Below are 25,580 nucleotides of genomic sequence, written 5' to 3'. Positions count from 1 at the left end.
ATTGCGGCAGGACGCTCAAAACATCCTGGCGGTGGCCATGCAGAACACGGTGATGACCAACAGGCCGCCAGCGATGCGTTCGCCTTTTGTCATCTTGGCGCGCAATTGGGTTTGCTTCGCCGCATCGGCCCCGGCCAACTGCCTGCTGGCGGAACCCACCAGCGCGCCCTGAACCCCGGCGGCGATTAACGCCGTCAAGATGCCCAGCGCCAAGACCTTCTCCATCGAGCCGAAAGAGCCGTTGTGGAAGAAATACCACAGCAGCAAGCCAGTGAGGAAAACCACGCCGGCTGCGCCCATTTGCGGCCGGAAGAAACGTTCCGCCCTGATCTCCGGTTCGCGGGCGACCGCGATGGTGGTGCCGGCCCAGAACACGCCCGCCATGACGTGAAGGCCGAGGACGATGATGTAGACATATTGCATGACCGCATATCCTCTCTTGCCCACCGCCAGGCATATTGATAGATATCAAATGATTAGATGTCAACGCATAAGCTCGAGCCGGTTCCTTAGGCTTTGCCCTTGTTCTAGTGTCGGATCATGACGCCCTTTGACCGCCCGCCGATCGGGATGAATCTCGCGCGCACCGCCAAGCTGGTTGCGCAGGCTTTCGACGCTGCCTTGGTCGAGGCAGGCGGCACGCTGCCGGTCTGGGTCACGTTGCTGTCGGTCAAGTCGCGGGAGCTGGCCAACCAACGCGAGCTCGCCGGCATGATCGGCATCCGGGGCGCAACGCTGACCCACCACCTCAACGCCATGGAGACGCAAGGCCTGCTGATGCGCCGCCGCGATCCCGAGAACCGCCGGGTTCACCAGGTGGAGCTGACCCAAGCCGGAGAAGCGCTGTTCCTGAAATTGCGCACCGCCGCGTTAGCCTTCGACAAGCGGCTGCGGAAAGGACTGTCCGACGACAGGCTGGCGGAGTTTGCACAGGTGCTGGCCGCGTTGCGGGCCAATGTCGAGGGTTAGAAATTAGGCTAGGAAACGGATCTACGCCCGGCAGCCCTGCAGCACTGTCAGCCTGGCCTTCTTGGGCGTTCGCGCCACCAGCCATTCGCGCACGCTGTCCGGCGGCATCGGGAAAGCGATGGAATAGCCTTGCACCTGGTCGCAGCCGATCGCCATCAGCGAGTCGAGCTCGGCTTCGGTTTCGGCGCCCTCGGCGACGATCGAGATGCCGAGACCGCGGGCGAGCTCGGTGAGGGCACGCACGATCTTGGTGTTGCCGCTGTTCTCGTTGATGTTCTGGACGAAACGGCGGTCGATCTTGAGCCGATCGATCTCGTTTGGATTGACATGGCTGAGCGATGCGTAGCCGGTGCCGAAATCATCGAGCTCAAGATGGATGCCGGCGGCGCGGATGTGCCGCAGCTTTGCCGCGATACCGGTCTTCTCGTCGTCGAGAATGACGGATTCGACGATCTCCAGCGATAGTTTGTGCGCTGGCAGGCCAGCCCTCTCCAGCATGTCTAACAGGAAGACTTCGAAATCTGTCTCGCGCAGCTCCGAGCCGGATACATTGACGGCGATCCGTCCGAAGGCGATGCCTGCGCGGTTCCATTCGGCTGCTTCGTTGATCGCCTTGGCAATGACGATGCGGCCGATCTCGGACATCAAGCCGCATTTTTCCGCGATCGGAATGAACTCGCCCGGCGCGATCATGCCGCGCTCGGCGTGTCTCCAGCGAACCAGAGCCTCGATGCCGCTGATGGCGCCGTTCGACAGCGACACCTGCGGCTGGAAATAGACTTCGAACGCCTTCTCGGAGATGGCGGTCCTGATGTCGAGCTCGAGCTGCTTGCGATAATCGAGTTCGCGTCTCAGCTCCTCGGAGAAGAACGACAAGCTGCCGCCGCCCTGCTTCTTGGCGGAATACAGCGCCAGATCGGCATGGACGAGCAGGTCCTGAGCATTGTCGGCATCGATCGGGTAGACCGCAATCCCGGCACTTACGCCCGGATGGATCGTCGTGCCTCGAAAGACGATCGGCTTGTTGAGCTTGGTCAGGATGCGCCAGGCGACGGTATCTATGTCCTCGGTGCTGCCGGCACCGTTGAGAATCATGACGAATTCATCGCCGCCGAGCCGCACGTTGAGATCCGACGTACGGCACGAATCACGCATGCGCTGCGCAGCCGCCACCAGCACATAATCGCCGGCGGCGTGGCCGAACGTGTCGTTGATCTGCTTGAACCGGTCGAGATCGAACTGCACCACGGCAACCCGTTCACGCCGTCGCTGCGCGGCATTGATCAGCGTATCGAAATGCTCGGTCAGGAAGGTGCGGTTGTGCAGGCCGGTCAGCCCGTCATGCACGGCGATAAAGGCCATGGAATTGCGCGCATCGACCAGCTCGCGCGTCCTGCGCAGGATGGCATTCGACATTGGCCTGAAAATGAAAAGCGCCACCAGCACGATGACGCCGATGGTCGAGTAGAACAATGTGCGGTTAAGATCGAGAAGTGTTTCGGATCGCTGGTCTGCAAAGGCGCTGATGCGCTGGCCAAGTGCGGCATAGCCCGACAATGTTGCGTTGGCAACGGAAGCGTTCAGGTTGACGCGCTCCTCTCCGCCTTTGTAGCCACCATTGCCGGCCATGTTGAGCCGCGATTCGAATGACGAGATCAGGCGTTCGCCGTTGGCGATAAGCCCGACCGAGAAATAGTCGAGATGGTACGGCTTGGCGAAAAGCACGCTCTCGATCGATTTCGGATCGAACCTTGCCGGCGACGCCGGATCGGCGGCGGTCCGTTCGAGCAGCAGATCGTAGTTCTTCTCGAACTCCACCGTCGCTTGCTTGAGCGCGCTAACCAGGGCCGGCTGCTGGTCGCGTGAAGCGCTGCCTGTCGCGCCGGCGAGGAAGACGATGCGCTGCGACAGGGCTTTCTGTGTGCTGACGATATCGAGCAGCGCCTGATTGTGCCGTTGGGTAGACATCACCTGTTGCAGCAGGATGAAGGAGGCCACGACCATGGCGGCTATGATCAACAGAGCCAGCCAGTAGCCGGATTTGATCAGGAGTATGAGCCTGCCTGAAACGGCGTGCACCGGCTGCTGCGACATTTTCTGAGGCGGCCCTCTCGCCAACGAATTCTTGTGCGACAACCTTTGGCTTCAAAGTGTTAACAGGTTTGGGACGGCAGCAGGCCGGCGGCGGCGACCGCGGCGGGAAACCCGCAAAGTGGTTATTGCAATCTTTCGCGGCGCCTCCGCATTTGAACATCGTGGCCTCTGCCGTGCCATTGCCGCCACCGAAGCGGTCGCTTTTGCGATGGATTTTTCGTCCGCGCGGCGCGACAGTCCTCGTCGATCTCAACAGGGCCTGATCATGACCGAAGCATTCCTTTCCCACATCGACAGCGAGCTTGAAGGACTGAAATCGGCCGGCCTTTACAAATCCGAACGGGTGATAACCTCGACCCAATCGGCCGACATCGAGGTCGGCGGCGAGAAGGTGCTGAATTTCTGCGCCAATAATTATCTCGGCCTCGCCGACAGCGCCGAACTGCGGAAAGCGGCCAAGCAGGCGCTTGACCGCTACGGCTACGGTATGGCGTCGGTGCGCTTTATCTGCGGCACGCAGGAAGAACACAAGCAGCTCGAGGCGACGATTTCTGGCTTTCTCGGCATGGAGGATACGATCCTCTACGGCTCCTGCTTCGACGCCAATGGCGGCCTGTTCGAGACGCTGCTCGGCGAGGAGGATGCGGTCATCTCCGATGCGCTGAACCACGCTTCGATCATCGACGGCGTGCGGCTGTCGAAGGCAAAGCGCTTCCGCTACGCCAACAACGACATGGCCGATCTGGAGGCGCGGTTGAAAGAGGCGCGCGACTGCCGGTTCCGGCTGATCGCCACCGATGGCGTGTTCTCTATGGATGGCATCATCGCCAATCTGAAGGGCGTCTGCGACCTCGCCGACAAATACGATGCGATGGTGATGGTCGACGACAGCCATGCAGTTGGTTTCGTCGGCAGGAATGGCCGCGGCTCGGCCGAACATTGCGGCGTCGAGGGCAGGGTGGACATCATCACCGGCACGCTTGGCAAGGCGTTGGGTGGCGCGTCGGGCGGCTACACTTCGGGCAGGAAGCAGGTAGTCGACTGGCTGCGCCAGCGCTCGCGCCCCTATCTGTTCTCCAACACGCTGATGCCGGCGATCGCCGGCGCCTCGATTCGGGTGTTCGAACTGGTCCGCAATGGCGATGCGTTGCGTCAGCGCCTATATGCCAACGCAGCGCGGTTTCGCTCCGAGATGGGCAGGCTCGGCTTTACACTGGCCGGCGCCGACCATCCGATCATCCCGGTGATGCTGGGCGACGCGACGCTGGCGCAGGAAATGGCGGCGCGGATGCTGAAGCGCGGTATCTATGTCATCGGCTTCTCTTTCCCGGTGGTGCCGAAGGGCCAGGCGCGCATCCGCACGCAGATGTCGGCCGCCCATTCCGGCGCTGACATCGATCGTGCGGTTGAGGCGTTCGCCGCAGTCGGTCGCGAACTCGGCGTGATTTCCTGAGCGGCCGGGACCGAAAAGCGATTCCGGATCAAGAGATTCAAGCGACTAAGGTTCTGGGGACAAAAGAATGTCAAACATGATGAAGGCGCTGGTCAAGGCCAAGGCCGAGCCGGGCATCTGGATGGAAAAAGTGCCGGTGCCGGAAATCGGCCCAAACGATGTTCTGATCAAGATCAGGAAGACCGCGATCTGCGGCACCGACGTCCACATTTATAATTGGGACCAGTGGGCGCAAAAGACGGTGCCGGTGCCGATGGTAACCGGCCACGAATTCGTCGGAACCGTCGCCGATTTCGGCACCGCGGTGACCGAGTACAAACTCGGCCAGCGCGTTTCCGGCGAGGGCCATATCGTCTGCGGCCATTGCCGCAACTGCCGGGCGGGCAGGGGGCATCTGTGCCGCAACACGCTCGGCGTCGGCGTCAACCGGCCGGGCGCCTTTGGCGAATACCTTGCGATTCCACAGCACAACGTCGTGCCGATCCCCGACGACGTGCCGGACGAGATCGCGGCAATCTTCGATCCCTTGGGCAATGCCGTTCACACGGCATTGTCCTTTGACTTGGTTGGCGAGGACGTGCTGGTCACCGGCGCTGGGCCGATCGGCATCATGGGCGCACTGGTGGCGCAGTGCGTCGGCGCGCGAAAAGTAGTCATCACCGACATCAACCCGGTGCGCCTGGCACTGGCAAAAAAGCTCGGCGTCCAGCATGTCGTCGATGCGTCGAAGGAAAAGCTGCGCGATGTCATGCCGGCGCTCGGCATGACCGAGGGTTTTGATGTCGGCTTGGAAATGTCAGGCGCGGCGCCCGCCTTCCGCGACATGATCGACACCATGAACAATGGCGGCAAGATTGCCATCCTCGGCATTGCGCCGACCGGCTTCGAGATCGACTGGAATAAGGTCATCTTCAAGATGCTGCATCTGAAGGGCATCTACGGCCGCGAGATGTTCGAGACCTGGTACAAGATGATCGCGCTGGTGCAAGGCCCGCTCGATGTCAGCGGCCTGATCACGCATCGCATCGGCATCGACGACTATATTTCCGGCTTCGAGGCGATGAAGAGCGGCAATTCCGGCAAGGTGGTGATGGATTGGTAGGCGATTAGAAACGCCGGCGGGACAGCACCCCCCCTCTGGCCTGCCGGCCATCTCCCCCTCAAGGGGGGAGATTGGCAGCTTCGCCGACATCGCTCTTCTTTGGAGATTGGCGAAAGCCGAAGCGACGTCCAATCTCCCCCCTCGAGGGGGGAGATGGCCGGCAGGCCAGAGGGGGGTGCTGTCCCGCCTGCATCAAAAGTTGCTGAGGACCTAATCCCCGTACAAAGCCGTCTCAAGCGCGGCCACCCCTTCCGCGACTGCTGTACGTTCATCTGCGCTCAATCTCGCCAGCAATTCCCGTTCGAACACCTTCGCCAGCGGCACCATCTCGCGATAGGCGGCAATGCCCACCTTGGTCAGCGCCAAATGCTCGACACGGCGGTCTTTTTCGTCAGGCGTCCGGCTGAGCCAGCGGCGTCGTTCGAGCTCGGCGACCGCGCGCGAAACCTTGGTCTTGTGCATGGCCGATTGCTCGCCGAGCGCCGTCGCCGTCATCGTGCCGTGCTGTCCAAGCCCGGCCAGTGTGCGCCATTCGGGCCGGGTCAGGCCGTGGCGGTCCTTGTAGATCCTTGAGAACTCGCGGCTGACCGCATCGGCAAGCCGGTAGAGCCGGTAAGGCAGGAAGGATTCGAGTTCGAGGATTTCCATGATTGGCCTTGACTGAGCAGGCTTGCGGCTCCTGCGAGACATCACTGTTGATGGTTACATTTTCAATGGTTACAAATGAAACCAGTCTGGTCAACTCAGAGCTTCCCTTCGGACGCTCCGGGACTATGAATTCGGGAGGATTCCATGACCTATTCCTACATGCCGGGTTTCGGCAATGACTTCGAGACCGAGACTCTGCCGGGCTCGCTGCCACAAGGGCGAAACTCGCCGCAGCGGCCGGCCTACGGCCTCTATGCCGAGCAGCTTTCGGGCTCTCCATTCACCGCGCCGCGCGGCACCAATGAGCGCTCCTGGCTTTATCGGATAAGGCCGAGCGTACGGCATACCGGCCGCTTCAAAGCGGCGAATTATCCGCTGTGGAAGAGCGCGCCGAATGTCGGCGACCACCAGCTCGCACTCGGCCAGTATCGCTGGAGCCCCGTGCCGATGCCGAAGGAGCCGACCGATTTCATTGCCGGCATGCGCTCGATCACCACCGCCGGCGACGTGCTCGGCCAGACCGGCATGGCGGCACATGTCTATGTCGCCAATCGCTCGATGGTCGACGATCATTTCTTCAACGCCGACGGCGAGTTGCTGGTCGTGCCCCAGATTGGAGCCTTGCGCTTCGTCACCGAGATGGGTGCTATTGAACTCAGGCCGGGCGAGATCGCCGTGCTGCCGCGCGGCCTGGTGTTCAAGGTCGAACTGGTGGATGCCGAAGTGCGCGGCTATGTCTGCGAGAATTACGGCGCCAAGCTGACGCTGCCGGATCGCGGCCCGATCGGCGCCAACTGCCTGGCCAATCCGCGCGATTTCAAGACGCCCTGCGCCTGGTTCGAGGACAAGGACACGCCCTGTCGGCTGATCGCGAAATGGTGTGGCCAGTTCCATGTCACCGAGATCGATCATTCGCCGCTGGATGTGGTGGCGTGGCACGGCAATTATTCGCCCTACAAATATGATCTTGCGACCTTTTCGCCGGTCGGTGCGATCCTGTTCGACCACCCCGATCCGTCGATCTTCACCGTGCTGACCGCGCCGAGCGGCGAGGAAGGCACCGCCAATATCGATTTCGTCATCTTCCCGCCGCGCTGGCTTGTGGCGGAAAACACTTTCCGGCCGCCCTGGTATCACCGCAACATCATGAGCGAGTTCATGGGCCTCATACATGGTCAGTACGATGCCAAGGAAGAGGGCTTCGTGCCCGGTGGCATCAGCCTGCACAACATGATGCTGGCTCACGGACCCGATGCGTCTGGCTTCGAAAAAGCCTCGCGCGCGGAGCTGAAACCGGTCAAGCTCGACAACACCATGGCCTTCATGTTCGAGACACGCTTTCCGCAGATGGTGACCCGCTATGGCGCCGAGCTCGAAACCCGACAGGACAATTACATCGACTGCTGGGCCGACCTGAAGAAACGCTTCAACGGCACGCCAGAGGGCGACTGGTCTTGAGCGCCGTCGCATGACGGATCGTCTGGTGCTTCTGGGTTCGAAGGGTGGCCCGGCGCTGCGGCCGGGCGGGCCGTGGCCGAGTTCGTCACTGCTGGAGATTGGCGGCCGCACCCTCGTCGTCGATTGCGGGCTCGGCGTGACGCGCGGGCTGACCGATGCCCGTGTCAGCCTTAAGGCGCTCGACCTGATCTTCATCACGCATTTGCATTCCGACCATATGCTGGAACTCGGACCGTTGATCCACACCGCATGGACGGCCGGCCTGGCAACAAAGGTCACCGTATTCGGCCCGCCCGGCACCGGCTATTATTGGCAGCGCTTTTGCCAGGCGATGGAGTTCGACATCGAGATCCGCATCGCCGATGAAGGGCGGCCGGATCTCCGCGACCTGGTTTCGATCGTCGAGTTTGGTGAAGGCCAGGTGACGGAAGAGCGCGGTCTCAAAATATCGGCGCTGCGTGTCGACCACCCGCCGGTGACGGATTGCTTTGCGCTGCGCTTCGATCATGCGGGGCAAAGCATCGTCTTCTCGTCTGATACGGCGTTCTATCCGCCATTGGCGGGTTTCGCCGAAGGCGCCGACATCCTGGTCCACGAGGCCATGCTGGAAGAGGGTGTCGAGCGGCTGGTCGAGAAGACCGGCAACGGCGCAAGACTGAGAGAGCACCTGCTTGCCAGCCACAGCTTTGCCGAGGAGGCCGGGCGTATCGCCAGCGACGCAGGCGTCAAAAGGCTAGTCCTCAACCACCTCATTCCGGCCGACGATCCGGAGATCGGCGAGGCCGACTGGATCGCCGCCGTCAGGAAAACATGGGCCGGCGACTTGACGATCGCCCGCGACGGCCTTGTTGTGGGGCTGGAGCATGATCCCGAAAAGTGGGAACCGGTTTTCGGAAGAGATCATGCGTAGAACAAAAAATCAAAGCAGCGCCAAAGCTGCGCCAGGAGAGGAAACCGCATGAAGCTTGCCACATTAAAGGACGCGACGCGCGACGGAAAGCTCGTCGTCGTCTCGCGCGACCTGACGCGGTTTACCGATGCTTCGTTCCTGGTGCCGACCCTGCAGGCCGCACTCGATGACTGGCATCGGATCGCGCCGCATCTCGCTGCGATGGCCGAATCACTTGAGAATAATGCGGTGCCGTCTGCCCGCTTTCACGAGCATGACGCTCATTCGCCGCTGCCGCGCGCCTATCAATGGGCCGACGGCTCGGCCTATGTGAACCACGTCGAGCTGGTGCGGAAGGCGCGCGGCGCCGAGATGCCGGCAAGCTTCTGGACCGATCCGCTGATCTACCAGGGCGGCTCGGACGCTTTCCTCGCACCGCGCGACCCAATCCGCATGACCGACGAGACCCTTGGCATCGACATGGAAGGAGAGGTCGCCGTCATCGTCGACGACGTGCCGATGGGTGCAGGCCTCGACCAGGCGCGGGCGGCGATCCGGCTGGTCATGCTGGTCAACGATGTAACGCTGCGCGGCCTGACCGGACCCGAGCTCGCCAAGGGGTTCGGCTTCTACCAGTCGAAACCGTCATCGGCCTTTTCGCCGGTTGCGGTGACGCCGGACGAGCTGGGCGATGCCTGGGACGGCGGCAAGGTCAGCCTGCCGCTGCTGGTCGATCTCAACGGCAAACCGTTCGGCCGGGCGAACGCCGGCATCGACATGACCTTCGATTTTCCGGCGCTGATTGTCCATGCCGCAAAAACGCGGCCGCTGGCCGCCGGCACCATTATCGGTTCGGGCACCGTCTCCAACAAGCTCGACGGCGGGCCGGGCAAGCCTGTCTCGGCGGGCGGCGCCGGCTATTCCTGCATCGCCGAGCTGCGTATGATCGAGACCATCGAAACCGGCGAACCGAAAACGCCGTTCCTGCGCTTTGGCGATAGCGTGCGTATCGAGATGAAGGACCGGGGTGGGCATTCGATCTTCGGCGCCATCGAGCAGAAGGTCGAGAAATACGAGGGGGCAAGAGAATGACGGGCGAGACATTCTACCTGCTGTGCGGTGTCTGGGCCGTTGTCTTGCTGGCGATCTTCATCCTGGCGATCCGCCTGAGCTATCGCATCGAGACGCGCTCGCCCGAACTGACCAACCGCAGCGGCCTGCCGCGCAAGGCAATGATGTTCCACACCGTCACCAACACGAATGTCGCGCTGGACCAGGAAACGCAAGGCATGCGGCGGCGCATGATCGGGCTGCTGCTGATTGTTTTGGCTGGGTTTGCGCTTCTATGGGCGGGTGTGTCGCTATTCCGGGTCGCGTCGTGAAGTCATGGACCTGCTGAACCATTTCCACCGCATGGCAGCCAACAATCTGTGGTCGAACGACCGGCTCTACGGCGCCGTACTGCAGCTTGAGCCCGGCGAATTCGAAGCCGAACGGACGAGCTTCTTTCCGTCGATCAAGGCAACGCTCAATCACATTCTGGCGGTCGATCACCTCTATCTCGATTTTCTCGAAGAGGGCGGCGTCGGCGCCGCGGTCTACGATGAGTTCTTGCTCTTCGACGAAGCGGACGCGCTCTTTGGCAAGCGGACGGAGGCCGACCGGCGGCTGATCGCCTTTTGCGACCGCCTGTCGGCGGACGATCTCGGGCGCCGCGTCCTCACCGACCGGCGCGAGGACGGTATGATACCGGAACGGACCGGCGATCTGCTCGCCCATCTCTTCATCCACGACATCCATCATCGCGGCCAGGTGCACGCGATGCTGTCCGGCACCTCGGTGAAACCGCCGCAACTCGACGAGTTTTTCCTCGATTACGATGTGAAGTTGAGGAAAGCCGAAGTCGAGCGGCTGGAGCTGGATGATCAGGCCAACGCGACGTCGTAGGCTGAGAAATGTCGATCCGCAGTGACCACCGTCAGACCTTCAATTTGAGCCTGTGCGATGAGCAGACGGTCGAAGGGATAGCGATGATGGAACGGCAGATGCTCAAGCCTCGCTGCGTGTAGTTCATTCACACTGAGGATCGGAATGCCGTTCGATCGCAGGATTTCCACGATGTTGCCTGTGAGCGTGACTTTGCCGAGCGATTTCTTAATGGCGATCTCTGCTACCGAGACGGCGCTGACGACCACATCCTCGCCCGCAAGAAAGATGTCGCGATGGTGATCCGAAAGGCGTGAATCCGCGTTGAGTACCCAAAGCAGAATATGAGTATCCACCAGATATTGGCGGCTCATTTAATGTACTCGTCCCATTCGGGACCGAGTTCATCAAAATCATCCGGTATCCGAATTTGGCCTTTCAGGGCCCCAAAAAGGCCTTTGCTCCCGCCGGCCCGGGTGGGCGCGCTTAAGGTCGCCACCACCTCTCCATGCCGCGTCAGATGGATCTCTTCGCCGGCCTGGGCACGTTTCACCAACTCAGAGAGTTGGGCCTTCGCTTTTGCTATCGGAACATTCATGGTCAGACCTCTTATGACCAGAATTTAGGTCATAATTGATCAAACCACAAGGCACCTCGGCCGAGTTGGCTACGCTGCCTTGCCGTCCACCTTCAGCACGCCGCGCTTGATCTGGTCCTGCTCGATCGATTCGAACAAAGCGCGGAAATTGCCCTCGCCAAAGCCTTCGTCGCCCTTCCTCTGGATGAATTCGAAGAAGATCGGCCCGATCACGGTTTTCGAAAAGATCTGCAGCAGGATCTTGGTCGTGCCGCCGTCGACGACGCCTTCGCCGTCGATCAGGATGCCGTGCTTTTTCATACGTTCGATCGGCTCTTCATGGCCGTTCACGCGGGCATAAGACATGTCGTAATAGGTCTCCGGCGGTCCCGGCATGAACTTCAGGCCGTTGGCGGCCAACCTGTCGGTGGCGCCGTAGATGTCGTCGGTGCCGACGGCGATGTGCTGGATGCCCTCGCCATTATACTTCTTCAGATATTCGGCGATCTGGCTGGTCTCGTCCTTGGACTCGTTCAGCGGGATGCGGATCTTGCCGCAGGGCGAGGTGATGGCGCGGCTGACCAGGCCGGTGATCTTGCCGTCGATGTCGAAGAAATGAATCTGCTTGAAGCCGAACAGGTCTCGGTAGAAATCCCACCATTTGTCCATCTGGCCGCGATAGACATTGTGGGTCAGGTGGTCGAGATAATAGAAGCCGACGCCTTCCGGCCTGGGGTCGCGCTCGCCCAGCCAGTCGAACTCGGCGTCGTAAGCCGAGCCCTTCTCGCCGTAAGTTTCGATGAAATAGAGCAGCGATCCGCCGATACCGACGATCGCCGGCACATCGAGCGTCTTGTCGTTGCCTTCATAGGGCGTCGCGCCCTTGGCCACCGCGTGATCGAAGGCATGCCTTGCATCGACCACCCGCCACGCCATCGAGGCGGCGCAAGGGCCGTGCTTGTCGACGAATTTCATGGCATGCGAGCCGGGTTCGGCATTGACGACATAGTTGATGTCGCCCTGCCGCCAGACGGTGATGTCCTTGCTGCGGTGCTTGGCCACCGGCACATAGCCCATGCGGGTGAACAGTTCGGCGAGCTTTTCCGGCTCGGCATGCGCGAATTCGACGAACTCGAAGCCGTCGGTGCCGGCGGGATTGGTTTTGCTGATCTTGGCGGGCGGTGCGTCGTGCGGGAAGGGACCCATGGCATTGCTCCGAAATCTGGAACTGGCCGCGTCGGCCATCTAAACCCAATTATAGCGCGGAGCGAGTGCAAATTGCTTGCATTCAAACGCTTGAAATGGTCAGATCATGCGCGAGTTGTGCACTGCGGACCCGAAATTCATGGATGAGGCGCGCATCGACCAGTTTGACCGCAAGATAATGGCTCTGTTGCAGGGCGATGCACGGCTGACCAACAACGATCTGTCGGAACGGGTGAACCTTTCCGCGTCGCAGTGCTCGCGTCGTCGCCAGCGGCTGGAGGAGGACGGCTATATCAAGGGTTACCGGGCGGTGCTCGACCGCGACAAGCTCGGTTTTTCTCTGGTCAACGTCATCTCGGTGACGCTCGCCACCCACAACCGCGACAATGCGCGGCGTTTCGGCGAATTGGTGGCGCGGCTGCCGCAAGTGCAGGAAGCGCACGCGCTGACCGGCGAGATGGATTATATATTGAAAGTCGTGACGCCCGACCTGAAGTCGCTGTCGGAATTCGTCAACGGCGTGCTGCTGCCGCACGAATCGGTGCAGCATGTGAAGACGGCGATCGTGCTTGAGACGTTAAAGGAGACCGGCGCGCTGCCGATTTGAGTGTAAATCATGTCGAACTTTCAGATCGCCGGCATCGTGCTGTTTCTAGTGGGGATTGTGCCGTTCACGATTGGTAGTCTGATCCACGCCGCGCATGAACCGAAGGCTTGGGAGTTGCGCATCATCAATCCCTGGCCTTCGTGGCCGTATGGCTGGGTCGAACTCACCCACCCGAAGGCGCGCTGGTGGTGCGGTGTCGGCTTTCCGATATGTCTTGCGGGCTTCATCGTACTTTTGGTCGCTACGATTCCGCTCGTCGATCTTGCGCTATATGTCGCTTTGCTTGTCGCTTTCTTCTGGCTGCGGCGGGTCATAGCCAGACGGCGGCATCACTAATCATCGGAACGCCTCTCACCCCTTCGACTGCTTGATCAGCCCGTAGAGATTGGTGCAGCGGGCGCCGGAACGGCAATAGGCGAAGACCGGGCCATCAAGCTCATCCAGTGCCTCGGCCTGGTCCTCGACATTCTCGGCCGTGATCTGGCCGCTGATGACAGGGATGTAGCGGAAGGCGAGCCCGGCGCCCTCGACCGCCGCCTTGACGGTGTCGGCCGATGGCTGGCCGGGCTGCTCATCGTCCGGCCGGTTGCAGATCACGCTTTTGAAGCCGGCGGCCTTAATGGTCGCGACATCCTCGGGCTGGATCTGGCCGGAGACCGAATAGTCCTCGCTGATCTGACGGTATTCCATGGCTGGGGTCCTCACAATCTGGCTAGCGGCAGTCTTGCCACTCCCTGACCCGGTCGGCAACCGCCATTAGACAGAAATCCGGCCGGGCAATTTCAGCCCGACCGGATGGAGTGACTAGACAGCTCAGCTGCCGAGGATCGCGCCTTTGATCTGGGCGATGTTGTTGTGCATCAGATCGATGTAGGTCGCGGCCGGGCCGTCGGGCTGCGACAACGCATCGGAATAGAGCGTGCCGCCCACCTTGATGCCGGTCTCGCTGGCGATCTGCTCGATCAGCCGCGGGTTGGTGATGTTCTCGACGAAGATCGCCGCCGCCTTGTCCTGTTTCACCTGGCTGACCAGCTTGGCGACGTCGGCAGCGGAGGGCTCCGACTCGGTCGACACGCCTTCCGGGGCCAGGAACGTCAAGCCGTAGGCCTGCTCGAAATAGCCGAAGGCGTCATGCGAGGTGATGACGACGCGCTTCTCCTGCGGGATCGACTGGATCGCCGCCTGCACTTCGCCCTCAACCGCCTCGAGCTTTTGCGTATAGGCGGCTGCATTGGCCTTGTAGCTGTCGCAACCCGCAGCGTCGGCCGTGCAAAAGGCGTCGGCGATGTTCTTCACATAGATCTTGGCATTGGCGATCGACTGGAAGGCATGCGGATCGGTGGCCGTCTTGCCGCCATCGGTTTCCGCGCCTTCGGCGGCATCGGCCTCGGCGAATTCGGGTTTGAAATTGATCGGCGTGACCCCCTTGGTCAGCACGGCAATCGAAGCCTTGGTGGCGCTGGCGTCGACCAGGCGCTGCAGAAAACCTTCGAAATGCAGGCCGTTGACCAGCACGATGTCGGCCTTGGCCATCGTCACAGCATCGGCGGGGCTCGGCTCGTAGACGTGGGCGTCGCCGTCCGGCCCGACGATGGTGGTCAGATCGATGCGGTCGCCGCCGACATTCTTGGCGAAATCGGCGATGATCGTGAAGCTGGCGACCACCTTCAACGGCTCAGCAAAGGCCGAAGATGCGCCAAAGGCGGTTAATGTTATAACGCTCACGGCCAAGGCGGCGCGGATCGATTTCAGCATGGACAGTTTCTCCTTGTTGGGATCAGGCAGTTCTGTGGCGGTGATGGACGATGCGGGCGCGCAGGATACCGCGCGTGCCGAACAGGATCGAGGCGAAATAGACGACGCCGGCGGACAGGATGATGGCCGGGCCGGATGGCAATGACGCATGGTAGGACAACAGCAGCCCGGCAATGCAGGAGACAAAGCCGATTACTGTGGCCAGCACGCACATCGGCTCGACGCGCGAGGTCCAGAAGCGGGCCGCCGCTGCCGGCAGCATCATCAGCCCGACCGACAGCAAGGTGCCGAGCGCCTGGAAGCCGCCGACGAGGTTGAGCACGACGAGGCCGAGAAAGATGAAATGCACCGGGCTGCCCATCCGGCTGACCGAGCGCAGGAACAAAGGGTCGAGGCATTCGGCGACCAGCGCCCGCCAGAAGATGGCGAGGCTGACCAGCGTCACCACGACGATGCCGCCGATCAGCGTCAGCGCCTCGTTGTTGAGCGCCAATACGGTGCCGAACAGCACATGCATGAGATCGACGCTGGAGCCGCGGATCGACACCATGAGCACGCCGATGGCCAGCGAAATCAGATAGAAGGCCGCCATAGAGGCGTCCTCGCGCTGAATGGTGAAGCGCGAGACGGCGCCGGCGCCGAGCGCCACGATGATGCCGGCGATCAGTCCGCCGATGGTCATCGGCAGGATCTCCAGGCCATAGAACAGGAAGCCGGCGGCAGCACCCGGCAGGATGGCATGCGCCATGGCATCGCCGGACAGGCTCATGCGCCGCAGCATCAGGAACACGCCGACAGGGCAGGCGCCGAGCGACAGCATCATCGAACCGGCAAGCGCCCGCTGCATGAAGGCGTAGTCGGCGAAAGGAGCGACGAAAAGACCGTAAAGCACGTCCATCATGCCACCCTCGGCCCGGAGCCGTGATGATGGTCGTGGTCATGGCTGTGCTCGTGGCCACCGTGCTCGTGATCATGCTCGCCGGGCTCACACCACGGCGCGTTGTCTTCCCAGGCTTCGTGGAAGCGGCGCGCGCGCAACAGATTCTCCGGCTGCAGCGTCTCCCTGGTCTCGCCCCAGGCGATCGGCTGGCGCGCCAGGAGCAGTGTTTCGGGGAAATTCTGCCGCACCAGATCGAGATCGTGGACCACAACCATGATCGTGCGTTCCTCGCCATGCCAGCGCTTGATCAGCGCGATCAGGTCGCCGACCGTCTTGGCATCGACGGCGTTGAACGGCTCGTCGAGCAGGATGAGCTCGGCATCCTGCAACAGCACGCGGGCAAACAGCGTGCGCTGCAGCTGGCCGCCCGACAGTGTGTCGATCGGCCGCTTCTCGAAGCCGCCGAGGCCGACGGCCATCAGCGCCTTGCTGACCGAGTCGCGATCTTCCCTCGTATAACGGCCGAGCATGCCGCGCCGCGGCCACAGGCCAAGCGAAACCAGGTCGACGACCCGGGCCGGAAAGGAGCGGTCGAGTTCCGATTGCTGCGGCAGATAGGCGGCGCGTACGCCGGGCGCCCGGATCACCGCGCCGGCCATCGGCTTCAAGACGCCGACAATGCCCTTCATCAGCGTCGACTTGCCGGAGCCGTTGGCGCCGACGACCGCCGTCAGCGACCCCTTGCGGATCGTACCATTGAGGTGGTGGACCGCAGGATGGCTATTGTAGCCCAGCGTCAGGTCGCGGAAGGTCAGGCAGGTTTGGCTCATGTGACGATCCATTGGGGCGATAATCGGCGCTGCAGGGGCAGATTCGATATGTGATGTTATTACATTAGTCAACAAGCCAATCGGGCGGAATTGCGGCCGGGCCGTCTTGTTGTGTGCTTTGGCTTGGCTCAAGAAGTTCCGCTCGAGCGGCCTTGCCCCCGGCGAACCCGGCCCCTAAACAGGCGCACCGACAAGAGGAGAAGGAATATCCAATGAGCATTCGTCGTATCGATGTAGGCCCGCGCATGAGCCAGATCGTCATCCACGGCAACACCGTCTATCTGGCCGGTCAGGTCGGCAAGCCGGGCGGAAACGTCGGTGCCCAGACCAGGGACATTCTGGCGGCGATCGACGAATTGCTGGCCAAGGCCGGCACCGACAAAACCAAGATCCTGCAGGCGATCATCTGGCTGGCCGACATGAGCACCTTTGCCGAGATGAACGCGGAGTGGGACAAATGGGTACCGCAAGGCAACACGCCGGCCCGCGCCACCGGCGAAGCCAAGCTTGCCGGACCGGAATATCTGGTCGAGATTATTGTTACCGCGGCGATTTGAGGGTCTTTACCCTCCCCTCGAGGGGAGGGTCGGCGAGTAGTCGGAGCGAAGCGGAGACTGCGAGACGGGGTGGGGTCGGCGAGGTTGCACCGACCCCACCCCGCGTCACAAAATGCCGCCATGCGGCAATTTGCTCCGCGACCCTCCCCTCGAGGGGGAGGGTTACCCCCTTGACGGCGTGAACCGCGCCACCAGCGTGTGGTTCTCTGCCGCATAGGTGAAGCGGACATGGGTGACGGGGTGCTCGGCGCTCCATGTCCGCCGCTCGATCACCAGGCACGGCGCACCGGTCGCGATGTCGAGCGCCGCCGCGATGTGCTTTTCGGCGGCAACGGCGCGAATCCGATGCTCGGCGGCACTCCACGGCACGCGCCCGATCAGCCACGGACCGGGCGCCGTGTCGAAAAACGCCTCTTCGGCAGCCTCGGGCACGGCGGCCAGGTTGATCAGCCGCTGCTCGTGGGCGAACGGCCGCTTGCCGGCGAAATGCCGGCATTCCAGCACCAGCACCGGCCCGGCGACGTCGAGTTCCAGCAGGGCGCGGTCGTCGGCGCTGCTGCGCCTTCTGTTTCGCGCCATGCGCTCGTAGCGGTAGGGCAGGCCAAGTGCCTCGACCTCGATCCGGATGTCGTGGATTTCGAGAACGGCTGCCTGCGACTGCGGCTGGCGGACAAAACTGCCGGAGCGACGCCGGCGCTCGATCAGCCCGGCCTTGGCCAGTTGCGACAGCGCCTTGTTCACTGTCATGCGCGAACAATTGTATTCGGCCGTCAGTTCATGCTCGAACGGAATGCGGTGGCCGGGCGCCCAGGCACCCGACAGGATCCGTTCGCTGATGTCCGACAGGATGCGCTGGTGCAGCGAAAGAACCTCGCCGCCGTCCGCGCTTCCAGAATCCGCGCTTATTGTCCCGATCATGCTCATGCCGAAAGCGCTGTCATCACCTTGCGGAACCGCTCGGCGATGGCATCGCGCTTGGCATGCATGCCGCCGCTGACCAGTTTCTTGCCATGCATCCAGACGCAATCGACCTTGGTGCCGTTGGCAAAAATCCAGGCGTCAAGGATTGCATCGCCCGTCTTGCCGGCCAGCGATGGATGCTTGCCGTCGAGCGAAACGAAATCGGCCGAGGCACCTGCTGCGATCTGCGAGGGGCCGGCGCCCAGCGCGGCACTGCCACCATCGAGCGCTGCATCGAATAGCGCACGTCCGGTCGAGCCGCCGGCCACCGCCAGCACGTTGCGGGCGCGGCGGGCGAGGCGCTGCGAATATTCGAGCTGCCGCAACTCGTCCGGCAGGCCGATCAGTACGTTTGAATCCGAGCCGATGCCGAAGCGGCCGCCATGCTGCATGAACAAGGACGCGGCAAAGGTGCCGTCGCCGAGATTGGCCTCGGTGATCGGGCAGAGACCGGCAACGGCGCCGCTTTTCGCCAAATCGGTCGTCTCGCTGTCGGTCATGTGGGTGGCGTGGATGAGGCACCAGCGCTGGTCGACCTTGGCGTTGGCAAGCAGCCATTCGACCGGCCGCGCGCCGGACCAGGCAAGGCAGTCCTCGACCTCCTTCATCTGCTCGGCGATGTGGATGTGGATCGGCCCCTCTGGTGCGATCATCATGATGTTTTCCAGTTCCTCCGGTGTCACGGCGCGCAGGCTGTGCGGGGCGACGCCGACGACGCCTTGATTCAGCGCGCGAATGGATTCGCGGCATTTCTCAACAAGCCGCGAGAACTGGTTCACATCGTTGATGAACCGGCGCTGGCCTTCATTTGGCGCAGCGCCGCCGAAAGAGGAATGCGCGTAGAACACCGGCAGCAAAGTCAGCCCGATGCCTGTCTCGGACGCTGCGGCAACGATGCGCTGCGCCATCTCGGCGATATTGGCATAGGGCCGGCCGTCGCGGTCGTGGTGGAGATAGTGAAACTCGCCGACGCGCGAGAACCCGGCCTCCAGCATCTCGACATAGAGCTGGGCTGCAACCGCCTCGACCTGGTCCGGCGTCATCGACAGCGCAAATCGGTACATCACCTCGCGCCAGCTCCAGAAACTGTCGGCGGAAGGGCCGCGCAATTCGGCAAGGCCGGCCATGCCGCGCTGGAAGGCATGGCTGTGCAGGTTCGGCATCCCTGATAGCAGGATGGCACGGCGCTCGTCTCCAGGCAGGAGCGAGGTATTCGCCTTGACCGTGGCGATCCTGCCGTCGGAGATGACGATCCGCACATTGCTGTGCCAGCCGTCGGGCAGAAGCGCCTGTTCCGCAAAGATTGCTGTCACGTTTTTCTCCAAATCCCGGTCTGCCGTGCGATGATAGCGCTTGCAGTGCCTTTTCATATGTATATACATAATCGTCACCTATTGAAACGGAAAAGATGATGGCTGCAGAGAGCAAAAGCCGGGCAGGGGAGGTTCGCCTCTGGCGCAATGCGCGCCTCGCGACCATGGCCGAAAGCAGCCCCGGGTCAGGCGTTGTCGAGCACGGTGCAATCGCCGTGCGCAACGGCCGGATCGTCTATGCTGGGCCGGAAGCCGACATGCCGGCAGCACTTAGCAAAGGCGCCGAGGCGATCGACTGCGAAGGCCGCTGGATCACGCCCGGCCTGATCGACTGCCACACTCATCTGGTCCACGCCGGCAACCGTGCCAATGAATTCGAGATGCGGCTGGCCGGCGCCAGCTATGAGGAGGTTGCCAAGGCCGGCGGCGGCATCGTCTCCTCGGTCAAGGCATTGCGCGCGGCGAGCGAGGACGAACTGGTCGGCCAGTCGCTGCCGCGCCTCGATGCGCTGCTTGCCGAAGGCGTAACCACCGTCGAGATTAAATCCGGCTACGGTCTCGACCTCGAAAACGAGAAGAAGTCGCTGCGCGCCGCACGACGGCTGGGCGGTGAGCGGCCGGTGACGGTCAGGACCACTTTCCTCGGCGCTCATGCGCTGCCGCCCGAAGCAAAAGGTGACAAGGACGCCTTTATCGATCTTGTTGCAAAGCAGATTTTGCCGGCCGTCGCTGCCGAGGGCCTGGCCGATGCCGTCGACGGTTTTTGCGAAGGCATTGCCTTTTGGCCGGAGCAGATCGCCCGCGTGTTCGATGCCGCGAAGGCGGCGGGCCTGCCGGTCAAGCTCCATGCGGACCAGCTGTCCAATCTGCACGGCGCCGAACTTGCGGCGCGCTATGGTGCGCTATCGGCCGACCACCTCGAATACACCGACGAGGCCGGTGCGGCGGCGATGGCGAAGGCCGGAACCTTGGCGACCATCCTGCCCGGCGCCTACTACTTCATTCGCGAGACCAAGAAGCCGCCGATCGCCTTGTTTCGCCAGCATGGCGTCAGGATGGCCGTTGCCACCGATAACAATCCCGGCACGTCGCCGCTGACCTCGCTGCTGCTGACCATGAACATGGCCGCGACATTGTTTGGCCTGACCGTCGATGAATGCATTGCCGGCGTTACCCGCGAGGCTGCCCGCGCGCTCGGGCTGCTTGGACAGACCGGCACGCTGGAGGCCGGAAAATCGGCCGATCTGGCGATCTGGAACGTCGAGCGCCCGGCCGAACTCGTCTACCGCATGGGCTTCAACCCGCTGCATGCCCGCATCTGGAGGGGACAATGACCGAACTCAAGCTAAGGCCGGGCAATGCCACGCTGGCCGATTGGCGCGCCATCTATCGCGGCGCCGCACTGAGGCTCGACGATGCCTGCCGGCCGAAGATCAAGGCCAGCGCCGAGGCCGTCGCCAGGATCGTTGCCAAGGGCGAGCCGGTCTATGGCATCAATACCGGCTTCGGCAAGCTGGCCAGCGTCCGCATCCCCGCCGCCGATCTGGAAACGTTGCAGCGAAACATCGTGCTGTCTCATGCCGCCGGCGTCGGCGAGCCGATGCCCGTCGCAATCTGCCGGCTGATGATGGCGCTGAAGCTGGCCAGCCTGGCACAGGGCGCCTCCGGCGTGCGGCCGCGGACGATCGAACTGATCGAGGCGATGCTGGCCAACGACGTTATCCCCGTGGTGCCGGCGCAAGGCTCGGTCGGCGCTTCCGGCGACCTTGCGCCGCTGTCGCACATGACCGCCGTGATGATCGGCGTCGGCGAGTGCTTTACCCCGCATGGCCGCTTTCCCGCCAAGGTCGCCTTCGTTTCGCATGGCCTGGAGCCGGTGACACTGGGCGCCAAGGAAGGCCTGGCGCTGCTCAACGGTACCCAGTTTTCGACCGCCTATGCGCTTGCCGCTTTGTTCGAGGCGGAAGTGCTCTACCAGTCGGCACTGGTCGCCGGCGCGCTGTCGACCGATGCCGCCAAGGGCTCCGACGCTCCGTTCGATCCACGCATCCATCTGCTCAGGAAACATCGCGGCCAGATCGAGACGGCCGAGGCGTTGCGCAATTTGATGGCCGGCAGCGCCATCCGTGAATCGCACCGCGTCGGCGACGAGCGCGTGCAGGATCCGTATTGCCTGCGCTGCCAGCCGCAGGTGATGGGCGCTGCACTCGACGTGCTCCGCAAGGCCGCCGAGACGCTCGGCACCGAGGCCAACGGCGTCACCGACAATCCGCTGATCTTTGCCGAGGACGACTCCGCACTTTCGGGCGGCAATTTCCATGCCGAGCCGGTCGCCTTCGCCGCCGACATGATCGCACTCGCCGTCTGCGAGATCGGCTCGCTGTCGGAGCGGCGCATCGCCATGCTGGTCGATCCGGCGCTGTCGGGCATGCCGGCCTTTCTCACGCCCAAGCCGGGTCTGAATTCCGGTTTCATGATCCCTCAGGTCACGGCGGCAGCACTGGTTTCTGAAAACAAGCAAAAGGCCTATCCGGCCAGCGTCGATTCGATCCCGACCTCGGCCAACCAGGAAGACCACGTCTCGATGGCGGCGCATGGCGCGCGCCGCCTCATCGGCATGGTCGAGAATGCGACGGCCGTCATCGGCATCGAATTGCTGGCCGCGGCGCAAGGCTGCGATTTCCACGCACCGCTGGCCTCGAGCGCGGCACTGGAGGCGGTGCGCCGGCTGGTCAGGGCAGAGGTGCCGCATCTCGACAACGACCGGCACTTCCACCCCGACATGGAGAAGGCCATCGCCATGATACGCAGCGGCGCGGCGGTGAAGGCCGCGGGTGCGGTGAAACTGCCGGGCGTTGCGTCATGAGGCGGTGTGCCGTGACAGGTCGCGTTCTGTCGCGCCCCCCTCTGTCCTGCCAACCTCAGCCCGGCAACAAAAAACCCGCCTCGAGGGCGGGTCGTCGGGCCGAATCAGCACCATACCGAACTTAGTAGCATAGCTGCCGGCACAAAGCAAGAACAAAATGCGTTGCGAGCGATAAAAACCGAGGTCGGTGTTCACGGACGATTGCAAGGTCGCGTTCTGTCGCGCGGAGACTTCCGATGACCTCACCCTCCTGGCTCACCGTCACCCAAGGCACAGCACCCCTGCTGGTTTCGATCCCGCATACCGGCATCGATCTCGCCGGCCTCGACAGCCGGCTGGTCTCGCCCTGGCTCGGCCGCCGTGACGCCGACTGGTGGATCGACAAGCTTTATGACTTCGCCGAGAGCCTCGGCGCGACGGTCGTGCATACGGCGATTTCGCGCACCGTTATCGACGTCAACCGCGATCCGTCCGGCGTTTCGCTCTATCCCGGCCAGACGACGACTGGGCTCTGCCCGACAGAGACCTTTGACGGCGATCAGCTCTACCGCAAGGGTGAAGAGCCGGGACCGTCGGAGATCGACGAACGCCGCGAGAAGTTCTTCGTACCCTATCATGCCGCTCTGCAGGCCGAGATCGACAGGCTGCGCGCTTTGCATGGGAAGGTCGTCGTCTATGACTGCCATTCGATCCGCTCGGTGCTGCCGCGCCTTTTCGAAGGCAAATTGCCGGTCTTCAATCTCGGCACCAATGACGGCAAGAGCGCCGATCCGACGCTGCAAGCGACGGTTGGCCGGATCCTCGCCGAAACCGGCGAGAGCTACGTCGTCAACGGCCGCTTCAAGGGCGGCTGGATCACGCGCCATTTCGGCCAGCCGCTAGCCGGCGTCCACGCGCTGCAGATGGAACTCTCCAACCGCGGCTATATGCGCGAGCCCGAAGGCAAGGGCGAACCGGCTAACTGGCCGGTGCCTTACGAGGCCGAATTCGCGGCGCCGATCCGCGTCACGCTGAAGAAGATCCTGGAAACCGCGATCGCCTGGGCCGAACGCTGACGCGCGGTGCACCTCACTCGAAAGGGACAATCATGACCGATCCTCGCCACAACATCCGTGAAGTGCGCAGCCCGCGCGGCAGCGAGCTCAACGCCCGCACCTGGCTGACGGAAGCGCCGTTGCGCATGCTGATGAACAATCTCGACCCAGACGTCGCCGAAAACCCCAACGAGTTGGTCGTCTATGGCGGCATCGGCCGGGCGGCGCGCACCTGGAACGATTTCGACCGCATCGTTGCCTCGCTGAAGACGCTTGGCGACGACGAGACGCTGTTGGTGCAATCGGGCAAGCCGGTCGGCGTGTTCCGCACTCATCCTGACGCCCCGCGCGTGCTGATCGCCAATTCCAACCTGGTGCCGCACTGGGCGACATGGGAGAAATTCAACGAGCTCGATAGAAAGGGCCTGATGATGTACGGCCAGATGACGGCCGGCTCGTGGATCTACATCGGCACGCAAGGCATCGTGCAGGGCACCTACGAGACCTTCGTCGAGGCCGGCCGCCAGCACTATGGCGGCAATCTCAGGGGGAAGTGGATCCTGACCGGCGGTCTCGGCGGCATGGGCGGTGCCCAGCCGCTCGCCGCGGTCATGGCCGGCGCCTGCTGCCTGGCCGTCGAATGCGATCCCGACCGCATCGATTTCCGGCTGCGCACCCGCTATGTCGATGAGCGCGCCGACACGCTCGACGAGGCTCTGGAAAAGATCGAGCGCTGGACCAAAGCCGGTGAGGCGAAATCGGTTGGCCTGGTCGGCAACGCCGCCGACATCTTGCCGGAACTGGTGCGGCGCGGCGTGCGCCCTGACATCGTCACCGACCAGACCTCGGCGCATGACCCGCTCAATGGCTATCTGCCCAAGGGCTGGTCGCTGGCCGAGTGGCGCGAGAAGCGCACCAGCGACCCGAAGGCCGTTGAAAGAGCTGCCCGCGCGTCGATGCGCGAGCATGTCGAGGCGATGGTGGCGTTCTGGAATGCCGGCGTGCCGACGCTCGACTACGGCAACAACATCCGCCAGGTGGCGAAGGAGGAGGGGTTCGAGAATGCTTTTGCCTTCCCGGGTTTCGTGCCGGCTTATATCCGTCCGCTGTTTTGCCGCGGCATCGGGCCGTTCCGCTGGGCAGCGCTTTCCGGCGATCCCGAGGATATCTACAAGACCGACGCCAAGGTGCGCGAGCTGACCCCCGGCAACACCCATCTGCACAACTGGCTCGACATGGCGCGTGAGCGCATCGCCTTCCAGGGCCTGCCGGCGCGCATCTGCTGGGTTGGGCTTGGCGATCGCCACCGGCTCGGCCTCGCCTTCAACGAGATGGTCGCCAGGGGCGAACTGAAGGCGCCGGTGGTCATCGGCCGCGATCACCTCGATTCCGGCTCGGTCGCCTCGCCGAACCGCGAGACGGAGGCGATGAAGGACGGCTCCGATGCCGTCTCCGACTGGCCGTTGCTCAATGCCTTGCTCAACACGGCGTCCGGCGCCACCTGGGTGTCGCTGCACCATGGCGGCGGCGTCGGCATGGGCTTTTCGCAGCATGCCGGCATGGTCATCGTCGCCGACGGCACGCCCGAGGCGGCCAAGCGCCTGGAGCGGGTTCTGTGGAACGATCCGGCGACCGGCGTCATGCGCCACGCCGATGCCGGCTATGACATCGCGATCGAGTGCGCCCGGGAGAACCAGCTCAACCTGCCCGGCATTTTGGGCTGAGCCGCGCCTTGCGCATCCTTCGGGCAGCCGAATACCGGTCGATGCCGTGGAAGAACGGCGGCGGGGTGACGACGGAGATTGCCGTCTCGCCGCCAGGTGCCGGGCTCGACGATTTCGACTGGCGCGTCTCGATGGCGCTGGTCGAGAGCGGCGGCCCATTTTCCGGATTTGCCGGCGTCGACCGGACCTTGGCGTTGCTGGAAGGCGAGGGCATGATCCTCGACATCGCCGGCCGGCTACCGGTCGAAATCATCAAGACTTCCGCACCGCTTGCCTTTCCGGCCGACGTGCCGACGCAAGCCACGCTGATCGCCGGTCCGATCACCGACCTCAACGTCATGACCCGCCGCGACCGGGCGATCCACACGGTCGAGCGCCTGCTGATTTCGGCTCCGACGGAGATCCAGGCCGAAGCCGATGAAACACTCATCCTGTGCGTCGACGCCGAACTCAGCGTGGCCGGCGCGGCGCCCATGCAACTTGGGCCGCTCGACGCGCTGTTGCTTGGGGCGCAAGCGCCGGAACTGCGCCTGGATCCGGTCCGGCCGGCCATGCTGTTCGTGATCCGCATCGACCGCATTGCCGGCAACGATTAACGTCTGTTTCCAAACATGATCGTGACGCCGGCCAAATATCGCGTAAGCTGGTCGCTGCATCACGAAAAAGCCTGAATCTTCCGCCGATCAGAAGCCGAAACGATGCTCATAGTGCCCGCCTGGAAGTTGTCGAAAG

At 62.9% G+C, this 25,580-nt stretch carries 28 protein-coding genes; 16 read left to right on the top strand and 12 right to left on the bottom strand.

Going from position 1 to position 25,580, the window contains the following annotated elements:
• Positions 1-15: 15 nt before the first annotated feature.
• Complete coding sequence (locus NKI52_RS19070) at positions 16-423, bottom strand: hypothetical protein (protein ID WP_023674396.1); 408 nt, start codon at positions 421-423, stop codon at positions 16-18.
• A 117-nt stretch (positions 424-540) separates the two neighbouring features.
• Between NKI52_RS19070 and NKI52_RS19065 the strand changes: the two genes are divergently transcribed.
• Positions 541-969: a MarR family winged helix-turn-helix transcriptional regulator gene (locus NKI52_RS19065; protein WP_023674397.1), complete on the top strand. Its 429-nt coding sequence runs from the start codon at positions 541-543 to the stop codon at positions 967-969.
• A 21-nt stretch (positions 970-990) separates the two neighbouring features.
• On the opposite strand, the gene NKI52_RS19060 is transcribed toward NKI52_RS19065, so the two are convergent.
• Positions 991-3,063: a putative bifunctional diguanylate cyclase/phosphodiesterase gene (locus tag NKI52_RS19060; RefSeq protein WP_352699081.1), complete on the bottom strand. Its 2,073-nt coding sequence runs from the start codon at positions 3,061-3,063 to the stop codon at positions 991-993.
• Between the two features lie 265 nt (positions 3,064-3,328).
• On the opposite strand from NKI52_RS19060, the gene NKI52_RS19055 reads away from it, so the two are divergent.
• Positions 3,329-4,516 (top strand): glycine C-acetyltransferase, encoded by a 1,188-nt coding sequence (locus NKI52_RS19055; RefSeq protein WP_352699079.1) that lies wholly within the window; start codon positions 3,329-3,331, stop codon positions 4,514-4,516.
• 67 nt (positions 4,517-4,583) lie between these two features.
• Positions 4,584-5,618 carry an L-threonine 3-dehydrogenase gene (tdh, locus tag NKI52_RS19050; RefSeq protein WP_352699077.1) on the top strand — a complete coding sequence of 345 codons (1,035 nt, stop codon included), beginning with the start codon at positions 4,584-4,586 and terminating at the stop codon, positions 5,616-5,618.
• A 210-nt stretch (positions 5,619-5,828) separates the two neighbouring features.
• Here the strand turns inward: tdh and NKI52_RS19045 are convergent, their stop codons facing one another.
• The gene (locus tag NKI52_RS19045) at positions 5,829-6,266 is read right to left on the bottom strand and encodes a MarR family winged helix-turn-helix transcriptional regulator (RefSeq protein ID WP_352699075.1); all 438 of its coding nucleotides are present in this window, start codon (positions 6,264-6,266) and stop codon (positions 5,829-5,831) included.
• A gap of 144 nt (positions 6,267-6,410) precedes the next feature.
• Between NKI52_RS19045 and hmgA the strand changes: the two genes are divergently transcribed.
• The 5 genes from hmgA to NKI52_RS19020 are packed head-to-tail and all read left to right on the top strand — an operon-like array spanning position 6,411 to position 10,560.
• Positions 6,411-7,724 carry a homogentisate 1,2-dioxygenase gene (gene hmgA / locus NKI52_RS19040; RefSeq protein WP_352699073.1) on the top strand — a complete coding sequence of 438 codons (1,314 nt, stop codon included), beginning with the start codon at positions 6,411-6,413 and terminating at the stop codon, positions 7,722-7,724.
• A gap of 10 nt (positions 7,725-7,734) precedes the next feature.
• Complete coding sequence (locus tag NKI52_RS19035; protein ID WP_352699071.1) at positions 7,735-8,634, top strand: MBL fold metallo-hydrolase; 900 nt, start codon at positions 7,735-7,737, stop codon at positions 8,632-8,634.
• A 48-nt stretch (positions 8,635-8,682) separates the two neighbouring features.
• Positions 8,683-9,705, top strand: coding sequence for a fumarylacetoacetate hydrolase family protein (locus NKI52_RS19030; protein ID WP_352699070.1), 1,023 nt, complete (start codon positions 8,683-8,685; stop codon positions 9,703-9,705).
• Positions 9,702-9,995 carry a hypothetical protein gene (locus tag NKI52_RS19025; protein ID WP_352699068.1) on the top strand — a complete coding sequence of 98 codons (294 nt, stop codon included), beginning with the start codon at positions 9,702-9,704 and terminating at the stop codon, positions 9,993-9,995. The genes NKI52_RS19030 and NKI52_RS19025 overlap by 4 nt, the downstream gene beginning before the upstream one ends.
• Positions 9,996-9,999: 4 nt before the next feature.
• Entirely contained in the window at positions 10,000-10,560 is a 561-nt protein-coding gene (locus tag NKI52_RS19020) for a DinB family protein (RefSeq protein WP_352699066.1), read from the top strand.
• Here the strand turns inward: NKI52_RS19020 and NKI52_RS19015 are convergent.
• From NKI52_RS19015 to hppD, 3 genes are all read right to left on the bottom strand, one after another.
• Positions 10,539-10,913, bottom strand: coding sequence for a type II toxin-antitoxin system VapC family toxin (locus NKI52_RS19015; protein WP_352699064.1), 375 nt, complete (start codon positions 10,911-10,913; stop codon positions 10,539-10,541). The genes NKI52_RS19020 and NKI52_RS19015 overlap by 22 nt on opposite strands.
• The gene (locus NKI52_RS19010) at positions 10,910-11,137 is read right to left on the bottom strand and encodes a type II toxin-antitoxin system Phd/YefM family antitoxin (RefSeq protein ID WP_352624210.1); all 228 of its coding nucleotides are present in this window, start codon (positions 11,135-11,137) and stop codon (positions 10,910-10,912) included. The genes NKI52_RS19015 and NKI52_RS19010 overlap by 4 nt, the downstream gene beginning before the upstream one ends.
• A gap of 69 nt (positions 11,138-11,206) precedes the next feature.
• On the bottom strand, positions 11,207-12,322 hold the full coding sequence (hppD, locus tag NKI52_RS19005; protein ID WP_352699062.1) for a 4-hydroxyphenylpyruvate dioxygenase: 1,116 nt from the start codon (positions 12,320-12,322) through the stop codon (positions 11,207-11,209).
• A 139-nt stretch (positions 12,323-12,461) separates the two neighbouring features.
• Between hppD and NKI52_RS19000 the strand changes: the two genes are divergently transcribed.
• A complete protein-coding gene (locus tag NKI52_RS19000) occupies positions 12,462-12,929 on the top strand; it encodes an Lrp/AsnC family transcriptional regulator (protein WP_023674409.1) in 468 nt (155 codons plus the stop codon).
• Positions 12,930-12,938: 9 nt separating this feature from the next.
• Positions 12,939-13,265: a hypothetical protein gene (locus tag NKI52_RS18995; protein ID WP_352699060.1), complete on the top strand. Its 327-nt coding sequence runs from the start codon at positions 12,939-12,941 to the stop codon at positions 13,263-13,265.
• A 15-nt stretch (positions 13,266-13,280) separates the two neighbouring features.
• Here NKI52_RS18995 and NKI52_RS18990 read toward each other — a convergent pair whose 3' ends face one another.
• The 4 genes from NKI52_RS18990 to aztA all read right to left on the bottom strand — a co-directional run bounded on the left by NKI52_RS18990 (position 13,281) and on the right by aztA (position 16,394).
• Positions 13,281-13,619 carry a protein tyrosine phosphatase family protein gene (locus NKI52_RS18990; protein WP_352699058.1) on the bottom strand — a complete coding sequence of 113 codons (339 nt, stop codon included), beginning with the start codon at positions 13,617-13,619 and terminating at the stop codon, positions 13,281-13,283.
• 123 nt (positions 13,620-13,742) lie between these two features.
• Positions 13,743-14,684 (bottom strand): zinc ABC transporter substrate-binding protein AztC, encoded by a 942-nt coding sequence (aztC, locus tag NKI52_RS18985; RefSeq protein ID WP_352699056.1) that lies wholly within the window; start codon positions 14,682-14,684, stop codon positions 13,743-13,745.
• A 22-nt stretch (positions 14,685-14,706) separates the two neighbouring features.
• Positions 14,707-15,582: a zinc ABC transporter permease AztB gene (gene aztB, locus NKI52_RS18980; RefSeq protein ID WP_352699205.1), complete on the bottom strand. Its 876-nt coding sequence runs from the start codon at positions 15,580-15,582 to the stop codon at positions 14,707-14,709.
• Positions 15,582-16,394 (bottom strand): zinc ABC transporter ATP-binding protein AztA, encoded by an 813-nt coding sequence (gene aztA / locus NKI52_RS18975; protein WP_352699054.1) that lies wholly within the window; start codon positions 16,392-16,394, stop codon positions 15,582-15,584. The genes aztB and aztA overlap by 1 nt, the downstream gene beginning before the upstream one ends.
• Positions 16,395-16,606: 212 nt before the next feature.
• On the opposite strand from aztA, the gene NKI52_RS18970 reads away from it, so the two are divergent.
• The gene (locus tag NKI52_RS18970) at positions 16,607-16,951 is read left to right on the top strand and encodes a RidA family protein (protein ID WP_023674415.1); all 345 of its coding nucleotides are present in this window, start codon (positions 16,607-16,609) and stop codon (positions 16,949-16,951) included.
• A gap of 162 nt (positions 16,952-17,113) precedes the next feature.
• Here the strand turns inward: NKI52_RS18970 and hutC are convergent, their stop codons facing one another.
• Both hutC and NKI52_RS18960 read right to left on the bottom strand, forming a co-directional pair.
• Positions 17,114-17,875, bottom strand: coding sequence for a histidine utilization transcriptional repressor HutC (gene hutC, locus NKI52_RS18965; RefSeq protein ID WP_352699052.1), 762 nt, complete (start codon positions 17,873-17,875; stop codon positions 17,114-17,116).
• On the bottom strand, positions 17,872-19,224 hold the full coding sequence (locus NKI52_RS18960; protein ID WP_352699050.1) for a formimidoylglutamate deiminase: 1,353 nt from the start codon (positions 19,222-19,224) through the stop codon (positions 17,872-17,874). The genes hutC and NKI52_RS18960 overlap by 4 nt, the downstream gene beginning before the upstream one ends.
• 98 nt (positions 19,225-19,322) lie before the next feature.
• Between NKI52_RS18960 and hutI the strand changes: the two genes are divergently transcribed.
• The 5 genes from hutI (at position 19,323) to NKI52_RS18935 (ending at position 25,444) form a co-directional block, all read left to right on the top strand.
• Complete coding sequence (gene hutI / locus NKI52_RS18955; protein WP_023674418.1) at positions 19,323-20,558, top strand: imidazolonepropionase; 1,236 nt, start codon at positions 19,323-19,325, stop codon at positions 20,556-20,558.
• Positions 20,555-22,090, top strand: coding sequence for a histidine ammonia-lyase (hutH, locus tag NKI52_RS18950; RefSeq protein WP_352571517.1), 1,536 nt, complete (start codon positions 20,555-20,557; stop codon positions 22,088-22,090). The genes hutI and hutH overlap by 4 nt, the downstream gene beginning before the upstream one ends.
• 236 nt (positions 22,091-22,326) lie before the next feature.
• Entirely contained in the window at positions 22,327-23,145 is an 819-nt protein-coding gene (gene hutG, locus NKI52_RS18945; RefSeq protein WP_023674420.1) for an N-formylglutamate deformylase, read from the top strand.
• Positions 23,146-23,177: 32 nt separating this feature from the next.
• On the top strand, positions 23,178-24,848 hold the full coding sequence (gene hutU / locus NKI52_RS18940; RefSeq protein ID WP_352457143.1) for a urocanate hydratase: 1,671 nt from the start codon (positions 23,178-23,180) through the stop codon (positions 24,846-24,848).
• Positions 24,849-24,856: 8 nt separating this feature from the next.
• Positions 24,857-25,444, top strand: coding sequence for a HutD/Ves family protein (locus NKI52_RS18935; protein WP_352699048.1), 588 nt, complete (start codon positions 24,857-24,859; stop codon positions 25,442-25,444).
• Positions 25,445-25,580: the final 136 nt, after the last annotated feature.

The sequence above is a fragment of the Mesorhizobium sp. M0590 genome (assembly GCF_040320905.1).
Taxonomy (GTDB): Bacteria; Pseudomonadota; Alphaproteobacteria; order Rhizobiales; family Rhizobiaceae; genus Mesorhizobium.
Note: the sequence above shows the minus strand (reverse complement) of the source record. Positions and strands in the feature narration are given on the sequence as shown.

Bases quoted from the DNA above. Each gene is read 5' to 3' on its own strand.
- NKI52_RS19070 (WP_023674396.1), bottom strand. From the start codon at position 423: ATGCAATATGTCTACATCATCGTCCTCGGCCTTCACGTCATGGCGGGC.
- NKI52_RS19065 (WP_023674397.1), top strand. From the start codon at position 541: ATGACGCCCTTTGACCGCCCGCCGATCGGGATGAATCTCGCGCGCACC.
- NKI52_RS19060 (WP_352699081.1), bottom strand. From the start codon at position 3,063: ATGTCGCAGCAGCCGGTGCACGCCGTTTCAGGCAGGCTCATACTCCTG.
- NKI52_RS19055 (WP_352699079.1), top strand. From the start codon at position 3,329: ATGACCGAAGCATTCCTTTCCCACATCGACAGCGAGCTTGAAGGACTG.
- tdh (WP_352699077.1), top strand. From the start codon at position 4,584: ATGTCAAACATGATGAAGGCGCTGGTCAAGGCCAAGGCCGAGCCGGGC.
- NKI52_RS19045 (WP_352699075.1), bottom strand. From the start codon at position 6,266: ATGGAAATCCTCGAACTCGAATCCTTCCTGCCTTACCGGCTCTACCGG.
- hmgA (WP_352699073.1), top strand. From the start codon at position 6,411: ATGACCTATTCCTACATGCCGGGTTTCGGCAATGACTTCGAGACCGAG.
- NKI52_RS19035 (WP_352699071.1), top strand. From the start codon at position 7,735: ATGACGGATCGTCTGGTGCTTCTGGGTTCGAAGGGTGGCCCGGCGCTG.
- NKI52_RS19030 (WP_352699070.1), top strand. From the start codon at position 8,683: ATGAAGCTTGCCACATTAAAGGACGCGACGCGCGACGGAAAGCTCGTC.
- NKI52_RS19025 (WP_352699068.1), top strand. From the start codon at position 9,702: ATGACGGGCGAGACATTCTACCTGCTGTGCGGTGTCTGGGCCGTTGTC.
- NKI52_RS19020 (WP_352699066.1), top strand. From the start codon at position 10,000: ATGGACCTGCTGAACCATTTCCACCGCATGGCAGCCAACAATCTGTGG.
- NKI52_RS19015 (WP_352699064.1), bottom strand. From the start codon at position 10,913: ATGAGCCGCCAATATCTGGTGGATACTCATATTCTGCTTTGGGTACTC.
- NKI52_RS19010 (WP_352624210.1), bottom strand. From the start codon at position 11,137: ATGAATGTTCCGATAGCAAAAGCGAAGGCCCAACTCTCTGAGTTGGTG.
- hppD (WP_352699062.1), bottom strand. From the start codon at position 12,322: ATGGGTCCCTTCCCGCACGACGCACCGCCCGCCAAGATCAGCAAAACC.
- NKI52_RS19000 (WP_023674409.1), top strand. From the start codon at position 12,462: ATGGATGAGGCGCGCATCGACCAGTTTGACCGCAAGATAATGGCTCTG.
- NKI52_RS18995 (WP_352699060.1), top strand. From the start codon at position 12,939: ATGTCGAACTTTCAGATCGCCGGCATCGTGCTGTTTCTAGTGGGGATT.
- NKI52_RS18990 (WP_352699058.1), bottom strand. From the start codon at position 13,619: ATGGAATACCGTCAGATCAGCGAGGACTATTCGGTCTCCGGCCAGATC.
- aztC (WP_352699056.1), bottom strand. From the start codon at position 14,684: ATGCTGAAATCGATCCGCGCCGCCTTGGCCGTGAGCGTTATAACATTA.
- aztB (WP_352699205.1), bottom strand. From the start codon at position 15,582: ATGGACGTGCTTTACGGTCTTTTCGTCGCTCCTTTCGCCGACTACGCC.
- aztA (WP_352699054.1), bottom strand. From the start codon at position 16,394: ATGAGCCAAACCTGCCTGACCTTCCGCGACCTGACGCTGGGCTACAAT.
- NKI52_RS18970 (WP_023674415.1), top strand. From the start codon at position 16,607: ATGAGCATTCGTCGTATCGATGTAGGCCCGCGCATGAGCCAGATCGTC.
- hutC (WP_352699052.1), bottom strand. From the start codon at position 17,875: ATGAGCATGATCGGGACAATAAGCGCGGATTCTGGAAGCGCGGACGGC.
- hutI (WP_023674418.1), top strand. From the start codon at position 19,323: ATGGCTGCAGAGAGCAAAAGCCGGGCAGGGGAGGTTCGCCTCTGGCGC.
- hutH (WP_352571517.1), top strand. From the start codon at position 20,555: ATGACCGAACTCAAGCTAAGGCCGGGCAATGCCACGCTGGCCGATTGG.
- hutG (WP_023674420.1), top strand. From the start codon at position 22,327: ATGACCTCACCCTCCTGGCTCACCGTCACCCAAGGCACAGCACCCCTG.
- hutU (WP_352457143.1), top strand. From the start codon at position 23,178: ATGACCGATCCTCGCCACAACATCCGTGAAGTGCGCAGCCCGCGCGGC.